General features: G+C 68.5%; 10 protein-coding genes. All 10 read left to right on the top strand.

What is annotated here, in order from left to right; genetic code table 11:
• Position 1: 1 nt before the first annotated feature.
• Positions 2-1,564, top strand: a complete 1,563-nt coding sequence (gene mmsA, locus WI697_RS03540; protein ID WP_062767556.1) for a multiple monosaccharide ABC transporter ATP-binding protein — start codon at positions 2-4, stop codon at positions 1,562-1,564.
• Entirely contained in the window at positions 1,536-2,741 is a 1,206-nt protein-coding gene (mmsB, locus tag WI697_RS03535) for a multiple monosaccharide ABC transporter permease (RefSeq protein WP_345957384.1), read from the top strand. The genes mmsA and mmsB overlap by 29 nt, the downstream gene beginning before the upstream one ends.
• Before the next feature lie 4 nt (positions 2,742-2,745).
• Positions 2,746-3,747: an AraD1 family protein gene (gene araD1, locus WI697_RS03530; RefSeq protein ID WP_345957382.1), complete on the top strand. Its 1,002-nt coding sequence runs from the start codon at positions 2,746-2,748 to the stop codon at positions 3,745-3,747.
• Between the two features lie 18 nt (positions 3,748-3,765).
• On the top strand, positions 3,766-5,508 hold the full coding sequence (araD, locus tag WI697_RS03525; RefSeq protein WP_345957381.1) for an L-arabinonate dehydratase: 1,743 nt from the start codon (positions 3,766-3,768) through the stop codon (positions 5,506-5,508).
• The gene (locus WI697_RS03520; RefSeq protein ID WP_345957380.1) at positions 5,495-6,442 is read left to right on the top strand and encodes a Gfo/Idh/MocA family protein; all 948 of its coding nucleotides are present in this window, start codon (positions 5,495-5,497) and stop codon (positions 6,440-6,442) included. The genes araD and WI697_RS03520 overlap by 14 nt, the downstream gene beginning before the upstream one ends.
• A 31-nt stretch (positions 6,443-6,473) precedes the next feature.
• Positions 6,474-8,018: an aldehyde dehydrogenase (NADP(+)) gene (locus WI697_RS03515; RefSeq protein ID WP_345957379.1), complete on the top strand. Its 1,545-nt coding sequence runs from the start codon at positions 6,474-6,476 to the stop codon at positions 8,016-8,018.
• 13 nt (positions 8,019-8,031) lie between these two features.
• Positions 8,032-8,910 carry an SMP-30/gluconolactonase/LRE family protein gene (locus tag WI697_RS03510; RefSeq protein WP_345957378.1) on the top strand — a complete coding sequence of 293 codons (879 nt, stop codon included), beginning with the start codon at positions 8,032-8,034 and terminating at the stop codon, positions 8,908-8,910.
• Complete coding sequence (locus WI697_RS03505) at positions 8,907-9,911, top strand: aldose epimerase family protein (protein WP_345957377.1); 1,005 nt, start codon at positions 8,907-8,909, stop codon at positions 9,909-9,911. Before WI697_RS03510 ends, WI697_RS03505 begins: the two co-directional genes overlap by 4 nt.
• 128 nt (positions 9,912-10,039) lie before the next feature.
• On the top strand, positions 10,040-10,999 hold the full coding sequence (gene ytfQ / locus WI697_RS03500; protein ID WP_014747328.1) for a galactofuranose ABC transporter, galactofuranose-binding protein YtfQ: 960 nt from the start codon (positions 10,040-10,042) through the stop codon (positions 10,997-10,999).
• 81 nt (positions 11,000-11,080) lie between these two features.
• Positions 11,081-12,589 carry a sugar ABC transporter ATP-binding protein gene (locus WI697_RS03495; protein ID WP_345957376.1) on the top strand — a complete coding sequence of 503 codons (1,509 nt, stop codon included), beginning with the start codon at positions 11,081-11,083 and terminating at the stop codon, positions 12,587-12,589.
• Positions 12,590-12,623 lie beyond the last annotated feature (34 nt).

Raw genomic sequence — 12,623 nt, 5'->3', positions numbered from 1 at the left:
GATGGACGCCATCCTTGAGATGCGCGGGATCACCAAGGAATTTCCTGGGGTGAAGGCGCTGGACCGCGTCAATCTCGCCGTGCGGCGCGGGGAAATCCGGGCGCTGGTGGGCGAGAACGGGGCGGGCAAATCCACCCTGATGAAGGTGTTGAGCGGGGTCTACCCGGCCGGGTCGTATGAGGGCGAGATCCTGTATGAAGGCCAGCCCATGGCCTTCCGGGGCATCGCCGACAGCGAGGCGCGCGGCATCATCATCATCCATCAGGAACTGGCCCTGGTGCCCGAACTGTCGATCGCCGAGAACATCTTCCTCGGCAACGAGATCGCCCGGCGCGGGGTCATCGACTGGCCCGAGACCAGGCGCCGCACGGCCGCCCTGCTCGCCAAGGTGGGGCTGAAGGAAAACCCGGACACCCGGGTCGACGATCTGGGCCTCGGCAAGCAGCAGCTGGTGGAAATCGCCAAGGCGCTGTCCAAAAAGGTCAGGCTGCTGATCCTGGACGAGCCGACATCCTCGCTCAACGAACGCGACAGCGAGGCCCTGCTCGACCTGCTGGTGGAGCTGAAGACGCGCGAGGGCCTGACCGCCATCCTGATCTCTCACAAGCTGAACGAGGTCTCGCGGGTGGCCGACAGCCTGACGGTGCTGCGCGACGGCACCACCGTCGCCAGCCGCGACATGTCCGACAGCTCTTACGGCGAGGGAGAGATCATCCGCGACATGGTGGGACGGTCGATGTCCGACCGCTATCCGCCGCGCACCCCCCGCATCGGCGACACGGTGATGGAGGTTGCCGACTGGCGGGTTCACCACCCCACCCATCAGGGCCGGCTGGTGGTCAAGGGCGTGAATTTCCACCTGCGGCAGGGCGAGGTTCTGGGCATTGCCGGGCTGATGGGCGCCGGCCGCACGGAACTGGCGATGAGCCTGTTCGGCCGCAGCTATGGCCAGGGCATATCCGGCACGGTCAGGATCCACGGCCGGCCCGCCGATCTGTCGACCATCCCCCGCGCCATCCGGGCGGGGCTCGCCTATGTCACCGAGGATCGCAAGGGTCTGGGGCTGGTGCTGGCCGACAGCATCCGCCGCAACGTGCCGCTGGCGAACCTGGATGCGGTGGCCAATGCCGGGGTGGTGGACGACGCCCGCGAAGCCGGCGTGGCCGAAGACTACCGGGCGCGGGTCAACATCAAATGCGCCTCGATCGAGCAGGAGACCGTGAACCTGTCGGGCGGCAACCAGCAGAAGGTGGTGCTGTCCAAATGGCTCTTCGCCGACCCCGACATCCTGATCCTGGACGAGCCGACCCGCGGCATCGATGTGGGCGCGAAGTTCGAGATCTATTCGATCATCGCCGCGCTCGCGGCCCAGGGGAAATCGATCATCGTGATTTCCTCGGAAATGCCCGAGCTGCTGGGCATCACCGACCGTCTCTACGTCATGAACGAGGGGCGTTTCGTGGGCGAGCTGCCGACGGCCGATGCCACCCAGGAAAAGATCATGGCGATGATCGTCACTTCCGGAGACCAGACCCATGGACCTGGCGAAACCATCCGAGCGTGAGGCTGGCCCCGCTTCCGGGCTCACCATGGGCGCCTATCTGCGCAAGCACATGCGGGAATACGGCATCCTGCTGGCGCTGATCGTCATCATGGTGTTCTTCCAGGTCGCCACCGACGGCATCCTGCTGAAGCCGGTCAACCTGACCAATCTGATCCTGCAGAACAGCTATATCGTCATCATGGCGGTCGGCATGCTGCTGGTGATCGTCTCGGGCCATATCGACCTGTCGGTCGGATCGGTGCTGGGCTTCGTAGGCGCGCTGGCCGCGGTGATGATCGTCCAGTGGGAGGTGCCCTATGTCCTGGCCGGGCTGATCTGCCTGGCCGTGGGCGCGCTGATCGGTATGGCCCAGGGCTTCTGGGTCGCCTTCTTCAAGATCCCGTCCTTCATCGTGACGCTGGCCGGCATGCTGGTCTTCAAGGGGCTGACGCTCTGGCTGCTGGCCGGTCAGTCGGTCGGGCCCTTTCCCGCCAATTTCCAGCTGATCGCCTCGGGCTTCGTGCCCGACATCTTCGGCAGCGGACGCTTCAACACCCTGTCGCTGGTGACGGGTATCGCCGTGGCGGCGGGCATTCTGGTGATGGCGGTGCGCAGCCGCCGCAAGCAGGCCGCGACCGGGCTTGTGGAAGAACCCTTCGCCTTCTTCGCCGGCAAATACGCCCTGATCACCATCGCGCTTGTCTATATGAGCTATCTGATGGCGACCTTCCGGGGCCTGCCGAACGTCTTCATCGTGATGGCGCTGCTGATCGCGATCTATTCCTTCATCACCAACCGCACGGTCATCGGGCGGCGGATCTATGCCATCGGCGGCAACGAGAAGGCGGCCAAGCTGTCGGGCATTCCGGCCGAGAAGCTGGTGTTCCTGACCTTCGCCAATATGGGCATGCTCGCAGCCCTGGCCGGGCTGGTCTTCGCCGCCCGCCTGAACACCGCCACACCCAAGGCGGGCGTATCGTTCGAGCTGGACGTGATCGCCGCCGTCTTCATCGGCGGCGCGTCCATGGCCGGCGGTGTCGGCACCGTGGTCGGTGCCGTGGTCGGCGCCTTCATCATGGGCGTGATGAACAACGGCATGTCCATTCTCGGCATCGGCATCGACTGGCAGCAGGTCATCAAGGGCCTGGTGCTGCTGGCCGCGGTGGTGTTCGACGTCTACAACAAGAAGAAAGGCTGAGGCCATGTTGCTTTCCCAGATCGTGCGGACAGACGGCACACGGGCGGTGGTGGTGCGCGACGGCACCGAGGCCCACGAGGTCACCGGCTTCGACACCACCTATGCCCTGGCCATGCATTGCCTGGACCGGGGGCGGACACTGGCCGAAGCGCTGGGCCAGATCACCCCCGGCCGGGCGGTCGACCTGGAACAGGCCTGTCGCGAGGGGCGGATCCTGCCGCCGATCGACCATCCCGACCCGGCCCATCTTTATGTCACCGGCACCGGGTTGACCCATCTGGGCTCGGCCTCCACACGGAACAGCATGCATGGCGGCGGCGACGACGAGGCCGGCATGACCGATTCCATGAAGATGTTCCGCATGGGGCTGAAGGGCGGCAAGCCGGCCCAGGGCCAGGTGGGTGTTCAGCCCGAATGGTTCTACAAGGGCAATGGCGAGAGCGTGGCCGCGCCCGAGGCCGAGCTGCTGTCGCCCGCCTTCGCGCTGGACGGCGGCGAGGAGCCCGAGATCGCGGGGCTCTATGTGATCGGGCCCGACGGCACGCCCTGGCGGCTGGGCTTCGCGGTGGCCAATGAATTCTCCGACCATGTGACGGAACGGACCAATTACCTGTTCCTGGCCCATTCCAAGCTGCGCCGCTGCGCCTTCGGCCCCGAATTGCGGATCGGCCCGCCGCCCGCCAACATCGAGGGCCGGTCCCGGGTGCTGCGCGGCGACGAGGTGCTGTTCGACGCCCCCTTCCTGTCGGGCGAAGAGAACATGTCCCACAGCTTCGCCAATCTGGAGCACCACCACTTCAAATACGACCTGTTCCGCCACCCGGGCGACGTGCATGTCCACATGTTCGGGACCGCCACGCTCTCCTTTGCGGCCGGGCTGCGCACGGAACCCGGCGATGTGTTCGAGATCGAGGTGCCCGGTTTCGGCCTGCCGCTGCGCAACCGCCTGGCCATCGCCCCGGACCCCGTCGCCGATGGCGGCGCGCTTCGCGTGGCATCACTCTGACGGGAAGGGCCATCGCTCATGGCATTCACCAAGGCACCATGGCCGCGCCGGCTCCGTTCCCAGGAGTGGTATGGCGGCACCAGCCGGGACAACATCTATCACCGCGGATGGATGCGCAATCAGGGCCTGCCCTACGATCTGTTCGACGGCCGGCCGGTGATCGGCATCTGCAACACCTGGTCGGAGCTGACCCCCTGCAACGCCCATCTGCGTGACCTGGCCGAACGGGTGAAGCGCGGGGTCTACGAGGCGGGCGGGCTGCCGGTGGAGTTTCCGGTCTTCTCCGCCGCCGAAAGCAGCCTGCGGCCCACGGCCATGCTCTACCGCAATCTGGCGGCCATGGATGTGGAAGAGGCGCTGCGCGCCCAGCCGGTCGACGGCGTGGTGCTGATGGCCGGCTGCGACAAGACCACCCCCGCCTTGGTGATGGGCGCCTGCAGCGTCGATCTGCCCGCCATCGTGGTCAGCGGCGGTCCGATGCTGAACGGCTGGTTCCGGGGCGAGCGGGTCGGCTCGGGCACGGCGCTCTGGCAGATGTCGGAAGACATCAAGGCCGGCAAGCTGACCCGGGAAGACTTCCTTGAGGCCGAGCAGGCCATGTCGCGCAGCGCCGGATCCTGCAACACCATGGGCACGGCCAGTTCCATGGCCAGCATGGTCGAGGCCCTGGGCATGGCGCTGTCCGGCAATGCCGCCATCCCGGCGGTGGATGCCCGGCGCCGGGTCATGGCGCATCTGACCGGCCGGCGCATCGTCGAGATGGTCAAGGACGATCTGAAACCCTCGGACATCCTGACCCGGCCGGCCTTCGAGAATGCCATCCGGGTCAACGGCGCCATCGGCGGGTCCACCAATGCGGTGGTGCATCTTCTGGCCATCGCCGGCCGGGTGGGTGTCGACCTGACGCTCGACGACTGGGACCGGTTGGGACGCGACGTGCCGACCATCGTCAATCTGATGCCGTCGGGCAAATACCTGATGGAAGAATTCTTCTATGCCGGCGGCCTGCCGGTGGTGATCAAGCGGCTGTGCGAGGACGGCCTGTTGCAGGGGGATGTCCTGACGGTTTCGGGCGAGACGCTCTGGGACGAGGTCAAGGACGCCCGGAACTGGAACGAGGACGTGATCCGGCCGGTGGACAAGGCGCTCACCCCCCATGGCGGCATCGCCGTGCTGCGCGGCAATCTGGCGCCCCTGGGCGCGGTGATCAAGCCGTCTGCGGCGAGCCCGCATCTGATGAAGCATCGGGGCCGGGCGGTGGTGTTCGAGACCATTGAACACTACAAGGCCAGGATCAATGACGAGAGCCTGGATATCGACGAGAGCTGCGTGATGGTGCTGAAGAATTGCGGCCCCCGCGGCTATCCGGGCATGGCGGAGGTGGGCAATATGGGGCTGCCGCCCAAGGTGCTGCGCAAGGGCATCACCGACATGGTGCGGATTTCCGACGCCCGCATGTCGGGCACGGCCTATGGCACGGTGGTGCTCCACACATCGCCCGAAGCGGCGGTGGGCGGGCCGCTGGCGATCGTGCGCGACGGCGACATGATCGAGCTGGATGTCGAGGCCCGCACCCTGCACCTGGACGTGCCCGAAGCCGAGATCGCCCGGCGCCTGGCCGCCTGGACCAGCCCCGTCTCCCCGCCAGAGGGCGGCTATGTGCGCCTGTTCCATGACCATGTGATGGGCGCAGATACCGGCGTCGACTTCGATTTCCTGCGCGGCTGCCGCGGCAAGGAGGTGCCCCGTGACAGCCACTGATACCCTGGCCGTGACGCCGATCGCCCTGGTCGGGCTCGGCAAGATCGCCATCGACCAGCACCATCCCTCGATCCTGAAATCCGGGGCCTTCCGGCTGGCCGCGACCGTCAGCCGCAATGCCGGGCTGGAGGGCATTCCGGCCCATAAGACCCTGGCCGCGCTGATCGCGGCCCAGCCCGAGGTCACCGCGGTGGCCCTGTGCACACCACCCCAGGTGCGCCATGCCATGGCGTGCGAGGCGCTGGAGGCCGGGCTGGATGTGATGCTGGAAAAGCCGCCGGGTGCGACGATCGCCGAGGTCGAAGCCCTGATCGACCTGGCGGCGGCGCGGGGACGGGTGCTGTTCGCGACCTGGCATTCCCGCTTCGCCGCGGGCGTGCCGGCGGCGAAGGCCTGGCTCGCCGGGCGGCAGATCCTCCGCGGGACGATCACCTGGCGCGAGGATGTGCGCCGCTGGCATCCGGGGCAGCGCTGGATCTGGCAGGCCGGCGGGCTCGGCGTCTTCGACCCGGGGATCAACGCGCTCTCGATCCTGACCGAGATCCTGCCCGCGCCGCTTCGTCTGACCGGTGCCGAGCTGGAATTTCCCGAAAACCAGGAAACCCCCATCGCCGCGCGCCTGTCCTACCTGACCGGTGCCGCCCCCATCGCCGCCGATTTCGACTTCCGCCAGGAAGGCCCGCAAAGCTGGGCCATGGAATTCGAAACCGATGACGGCGTGCTGTCGCTTGCCGATGGCGGCGCCACCGTATCGGCCGGCGGGCAGAACCTGTCGCAGGGCGAGGCGCTGGGATCGGAATATGACGGGCTCTATGCCCGCTTCGCCCGGCTGATCGCAACCCGCACCAGCGAGGTGGACCTGTCGCCGCTGAAACATGTGGCCGATGCCTTCATGCTGGGCCGCCGCCTGACCACCGATCCCTTCATCGAGTGAGGGGCCCCTTCATGGCAAAGGATCGTCCGGCGTGACTTCGACCGCATCCACCGTTTCATCCCCCGGTTTTACGCCCCGGGGACAGCATCTCATCGACGGCGCCTGGCTGGCCGGTTCCGGGACGTTCCTGTCCGAGCCGACCGAGGGTGCCGCCCAGGCTTTCGCGACCGGAGGCAGGGCCGAGGTCGATCGTGCCGCCGCTGCGGCCGATCGCGCCTTCGACAGCTACGGCGCCAGCACACGGGACGAGCGCGCCCGCTTCCTTGAGGCCATCGCCACGGCGATCGAGGCCCGCGGCCCCGCCATCACCGCGATCGGCAGCCGGGAAACCGGCCTGCCCGCGGCGCGGCTGGAGGGTGAGCGCGGGCGGACGGTCGGCCAGCTGCGCCTGTTTGCCGGGCATATCCGCGCGGGCGACTATCTGGACCGCCGCCAGGATGCCGCCCTGCCCGACCGCGCGCCGCTGCCGCGGCCCGAACTGCGCATGATCCAGCGCCCGATCGGGCCGGTCGCCGTGTTCGGCGCCTCCAACTTCCCCCTCGCCTTCTCCACCGCCGGCGGGGACACGGCCGCGGCGCTCGCCGCCGGCTGCCCGGTGATCGTGAAGGGCCACCCCGCCCATCCCGGCACGGGCGAGATCGTCGCCGAGGCGATCCTGGAGGCGATCACCGCCTGCGGCATCGACCCGGGCGTTTTCGCGCTGATCCAGGGCAATACCCATGATCTGGGCGCGGCGCTGGTGACCCATCCGGCCATGCGCGCCGTGGGCTTCACCGGCTCGCTGGGCGCCGGCCGGGCACTCTTCGATCTGTGTGCCGCGCGGCCGGAGCCGATCCCCTTCTTCGGCGAGCTGGGCTCGATCAACCCGGTCTTCCTGCTGCCCAATGCGCTCGCCGCACGGGGCCCGGAACTCGCCCGCGGCTGGGCGGCCTCGCTCACCATGGGCGCCGGGCAGTTCTGCACCAATCCGGGCGTGGTCGTGGCGATCGACGGGCCGGATGCCGACGGTTTCGTCGCCCTGGCCACCGAAGCGCTGACCGCCACCGGGCCGCAGACCACCCTGACCGCCGGCATCGGCGCCGCCTATGCGCGTGGACGCGCGCGGATCGCCGGCATCGCGGGGGTGACGACCCATGTCCTGGGCGACAACGCCGCACGCCAGGCGGCCCCCGGCTTCTTCGAGGTCGACGCCGCCACCTGGTTCGCGCATCCGGAACTGGCGGACGAGGTCTTCGGCCCCGCCGGGCTGCTGGTACGGGTGGCGGATGCCGACGGGATGCTCAGACTGGCCCGTGGCCTGGCCGGACAGCTGACCTGCACCCTGCAGATGGATGCGGAGGATGCCGGGCTCGCGGCCGCGCTGCTGCCGGTGCTGGAGCGCAAGGCCGGCCGGATCCTGGCCAACGGCTTCCCCACCGGGGTGGAGGTGGCCGATGCCATGGTCCATGGCGGGCCCTACCCGGCCAGCACCAATTTCGGCGCCACCTCGGTCGGCACGCTGGCGATCCGGCGCTTCCTGCGGCCGGTGTGCTATCAGAACCTGCCGGTGGATCTGCTGCCGCCGGATGCCAGATGACGGGGTCTCCATCATGACCGCGCCCAGCCAGGACGCACGTATCTACGACACCCGGATCTGCCGGCTCGGCGAGGGTCCGCTCTGGCATCCGCGCCGCGGCCAGCTGTTCTGGTTCGACATTCTGGCCGGCCGCCTGCTGTCGCGCAGCCCGGCCGGCGAGGATCTGTCCTGGCTGTTCCCCGAGATGGTCTCCGCGGCCGGATGGGTGGATGACGACCGCCTGCTCATCGCCTCGGAACGGGCGCTTTTCGTCTTCGACCTCGGGACCGGCAACCGGACGGATCTGGTGGCGCTGGAGGCGGAGAACCCGCTCACCCGTTCCAATGACGGCCGGGCCGATCCCTGGGGCGGGTTCTGGATCGGCACCATGGCCAAAACCGGTGCGCCGGGGCACGGCGCCATCTATCGCTGGTACAGGGGCCGGCTGGAGCGGCTGCGCGGCAGCATGGGCATTCCCAACGCCATCTGCTTCGCGCCCGACCGCTCGGCCGCGTATTACGCCGATACCAGCGAGGCCGTGATCTGGCGCCAGCCGCTGGATGCCGCGGGCTGGCCTGCGGGCGCGCCCCAGGTCTTTCTGGATCTGGGGCCCGAGGGCATCCACCCCGACGGCGCGGTGGTGGATGCCGAAGGCTGCCTGTGGAATGCCCGCTGGGGAACGGGCCAGGTGGTGCGGTATTCCCCGGACGGCCGGGTGATCGACAGCATCGCCCTGCCGGTCGCCCAGACCACCTGCCCGGCCTTCGGCGGGCCCGACTTCCGCAGCCTTTACGTCACCAGCGCCGCCGATGGCGATCCCTCCCCCGATGCCGGGCTGACCTGGCTGGCGGCGGAGACGGCCGTGGCCGGCCTGCCCGAACCCCGGGTGATCCTGGCGGAGGATGTCAGTTGAGCGGTTTCGGAGCACTGCCCAGCGGCGAGATCGTGGAACGGGTCGAAATCGCGGCCCACGGGCTGACGGCCCGCTTCCTGACGCTCGGCGCCATCCTTCAGGATCTGCGGCTCGACGGCCTGCCCCATCCGCTGGTGCTGGGCTTCGATCGTCTTGAGGGTTATCTGGCCCATCCCGACCTCTATTTCGGCGCGATGGTCGGACGCTATGCCAACCGTATCGGCGGCGCCCGGGCGCCGGTCGGCGGGCAGATCGTGCAACTGGATGCCAATTTCCGGGGCCGGCACCTGCTGCATGGCGGGGCGGCCGGATCTTCCCGCCGGAACTGGCGCATCCGGGCGGTGGCGGCCGACCGGGTCAGCCTGACCGACCGCCTGCCCGACGGCCATATGGGCTTTCCGGGCAATCTGGAGGTGGAGGTCGGCTTCAGCATCGCCCCCGGCCCGGTGCTTCGGATCGATGTGCGGGCCACCAGCGATGCCGAAACCCTCTGCAACTTCGCCCATCATTCCTATTTCAACCTGTCGGGCCGCCCGACCATCGCCGGCCATCGCCTCAGGGTCGCGGCGGACAGCTATCTGCCGGTGGATGACGACCTGATCCCGACCGGCGAACGCCGCCCCGTGACCGGCACCCCCTTCGATCTGCGCCGGGGTGTGACGCTGATACAGGGTGGGCCGGCCGGCGGTTTCGACCACAATTTCTGCCTCTCCGACGCCCGGGGCCCGATCCGGCCCGTGGCCTGGCTGACGGCGCCGGATGGCGGGCTCACCCTGACCGTGGAGACGACCGAGCCGGGGCTGCAGGTCTATGACGGGGCGATGATCGCCGCCGGCATGCCCGGCCTCGACGGCCGTCCCCTCGCCCCCCATGCCGGCCTGGCGCTGGAACCCCAGCTCTGGCCGGATGCCCCCAATCACCCGGGCTTTCCCCCGGCCCTGCTGCGGCCGGGAGAGGTCTATGAACAGCATACGGCCCTGGCCTTCACCGATATGCGGTGAACGGACAGGGTTGAACCGGCGGGGGTGCGCGGGCGGCCCCCCTCTGCCGGTTGCGCATCGGCATCGCTCGCTCATCACGGCATGACCGCCCCCGATCAGACGGGGCGGCATCTAGGGAGATCACGGAGATGACATTGAAAACCCGGCTGCTGGCAGGCGTTCTGTTCACCGCCCTCGCCACACCCGCCATCGCGGCGGACATGACCGTCGGCTTTTCGCAGATCGGTTCGGAATCCGGCTGGCGCGCCGCGGAGACCTCGGTCTCCAAGGTCGAGGCCGAAAAGCGGGGCATCACGCTGAAGATCGCCGATGCCCAGCAGAAGCAGGAAAACCAGATCAAGGCGATCCGGTCGTTCATCGCCCAGGGCGTGGACGCGATCTTCCTGGCCCCGGTCGTGGCCACCGGCTGGGATGCCGTCCTTGAAGAGGCCAAGGATGCCGAAATCCCGGTCGTGCTTCTGGACCGGAGCATCGAGACCAAAGATCCCTCGCTCTATCTGACCGCCGTCACCTCCGACAGCGTGCACGAGGGCGAGGTGGCCGGGAAATGGCTGGTCGACACCGTCGCCGGCAAGAGCTGCAATGTCGTGGAGCTTCAGGGCACGGTCGGCGCCTCGGTCGCCACCAACCGCAAGGAAGGTTTCGCAAAGGGCATCGCCGGGGCCGACAATGTGAAGATCATCCGCAGCCAGACCGGCGAGTTCACCCGCGCCAAGGGCAAGGAGGTGATGGAGAGCTTCATCAAGGCCGAAGGCGGCGGCAAGACGATCTGCGCGCTCTATGCCCATAACGACGACATGGCGCTGGGCGCGATCCAGGCGATGAAGGAAGCCGGGCTGAAGCCGGGCACCGACATCCTGGTCGTCTCCATCGACGCGGTGCCCGACATCTTCAAGGCGATCGCCGAGGGCGAGGCCAATGCCACGGTGGAGCTGACCCCGAACATGGCCGGCCCGGCCTTCGACGCGCTGGCCGCCTACAAGGACGGCAAGGCGCCGCCGAAGTGGATCCAGACCGAATCGAAGCTCTATACCAAGGCCGACGACCCGATGGGCCAGTACGACGCGCGCAAGTCGCTCGGCTACTGACCGCCTGCCCGCCGGCCCCGGGAACCGGTTTCCCGGGGCCGGCGGGCAATGCTGTCCCTGATCCCTGGGAGGGGGAGATCCATGAACGAGGCGCCGGAACTGCTGTGCGTGCGCGGCCTGTCCAAGACCTTTCCGGGCGGGTTCCAGGCCCTGAAATCGGTGGATCTGACCCTGCGCGCGGGCGAGATCCATGCCCTGCTGGGGGAAAACGGCGCCGGCAAGTCGACCCTGATCAAGACGGTCACCGGTATCACGCCCCGCGATGGCGGCGAGGTGCAGCTGTCGGGTGCTGAGATCCGCCCCCGATCGGGTGACGAGGCCCTGGCCGCGGGGATCGCCACGGTCTATCAGGAGGTGGCGCTGCTGCCCAATCTGACCGTGGCGCAGAACCTGTTCCTCGGCCGCCAGCCCACCCGTTTCGGCCTTGTCCGCGACCGCGAGATGCGCCGCCGGTCCCGCGATCTTCTGCAGGGCTTCGGCCTGAGGATCGATGTCGGCGCGCCCTTGGGCGACTATCCGGTGGCGGTACAGCACATCGTCGCCATCGCCCGCGCCGTCGACATGTCGGCGAAGGTGCTGATCCTGGACGAACCCACCGCCAGCCTGGACGGCCGCGAGGTGGAGGTGCTGTTCAGGGTGATGCGCCAGCTGCGCGACCAGGGCATGGGCATCCTGTTCGTCACCCACTTCCTGGATCAGGTGCAGGAGATCTGCGACCGGCTGACGGTGCTGCGCAATGGCTGCCTGGTCGGCGAACGGCCGGTCGCCGGGCTGCCGCGCATGGAGCTGGTCGGCATGATGCTGGGACGCGAGCTTCAGAGCGTGGAGGAGGAACGCGCGCGTGCCACCCAGGACCAGGAGGACACCCCGCCGCTGCTCCGCGCCGAGGGGCTGGGCCGCAAGGGGGCCGTGGCGCCCTTCGATCTGACGCTCCGGCGCGGCGAGGTTCTGGGGCTTTCGGGCCTGCTGGGGTCGGGGCGGACGGAAACCGCGCGCCTGATCTTCGGCGCGGACCGGGCCGATGGCGGCACGCTGCATCTGGACGGCCGCCCGGCGCGGATCCTGGGGCCGCGCGATGCCCTGAAACAGGGGCTGGGCTTCTGCCCCGAGGAACGCAAGACCGAGGGCATCGTCGCCGAATTGTCGGTGCGCGAGAACATCATCCTTGCCCTGCAGGCCCGGATGGGGTGGACGCGGCCCCTGTCGCGCAAACGCCAGAAAGAGATCGCCGACCATTTCATCAAGGCGCTCGACATCCGTCCGGCCGATCCGGACAAGCCCATCGGCCTGTTGTCGGGCGGCAACCAGCAGAAGGCGATCCTGGCCCGCTGGCTGGCCACCGAACCCCGGATCCTGATCCTGGACGAGCCGACCCGCGGCATCGATGTCGGCGCCCATGCCGAAATCATCCGCCTGATCCGCAGCCTGTGCGACAGCGGGCTGGCCATGCTGGTCATCTCGTCCGAGGTGGAGGAGATCGTGTCCTATTCCGACCGGGTGACCGTGCTGCGCGACGGCAGCCATGTCGCCCATCTGACCGGCGAGGCGGTCAACGAACAGCGGGTGCTGGCCGCCATCGCCGCAGACTGACGGCCAATGCAGAACAAGAACACGGTATCCGGCA

Origin of the sequence: Tistrella mobilis (assembly GCF_039634785.1) — a bacterium.
Lineage (GTDB): Bacteria > Pseudomonadota > Alphaproteobacteria > Tistrellales > Tistrellaceae > Tistrella > Tistrella mobilis.
Note: the sequence above shows the minus strand (reverse complement) of the source record. Positions and strands in the feature narration are given on the sequence as shown.

Bases quoted from the DNA above. Each gene is read 5' to 3' on its own strand.
- mmsA (WP_062767556.1), top strand. From the start codon at position 2: ATGGACGCCATCCTTGAGATGCGCGGGATCACCAAGGAATTTCCTGGG.
- mmsB (WP_345957384.1), top strand. From the start codon at position 1,536: ATGGACCTGGCGAAACCATCCGAGCGTGAGGCTGGCCCCGCTTCCGGG.
- araD1 (WP_345957382.1), top strand. From the start codon at position 2,746: ATGTTGCTTTCCCAGATCGTGCGGACAGACGGCACACGGGCGGTGGTG.
- araD (WP_345957381.1), top strand. From the start codon at position 3,766: ATGGCATTCACCAAGGCACCATGGCCGCGCCGGCTCCGTTCCCAGGAG.
- WI697_RS03510 (WP_345957378.1), top strand. From the start codon at position 8,032: ATGACCGCGCCCAGCCAGGACGCACGTATCTACGACACCCGGATCTGC.
- ytfQ (WP_014747328.1), top strand. From the start codon at position 10,040: ATGACATTGAAAACCCGGCTGCTGGCAGGCGTTCTGTTCACCGCCCTC.
- WI697_RS03495 (WP_345957376.1), top strand. From the start codon at position 11,081: ATGAACGAGGCGCCGGAACTGCTGTGCGTGCGCGGCCTGTCCAAGACC.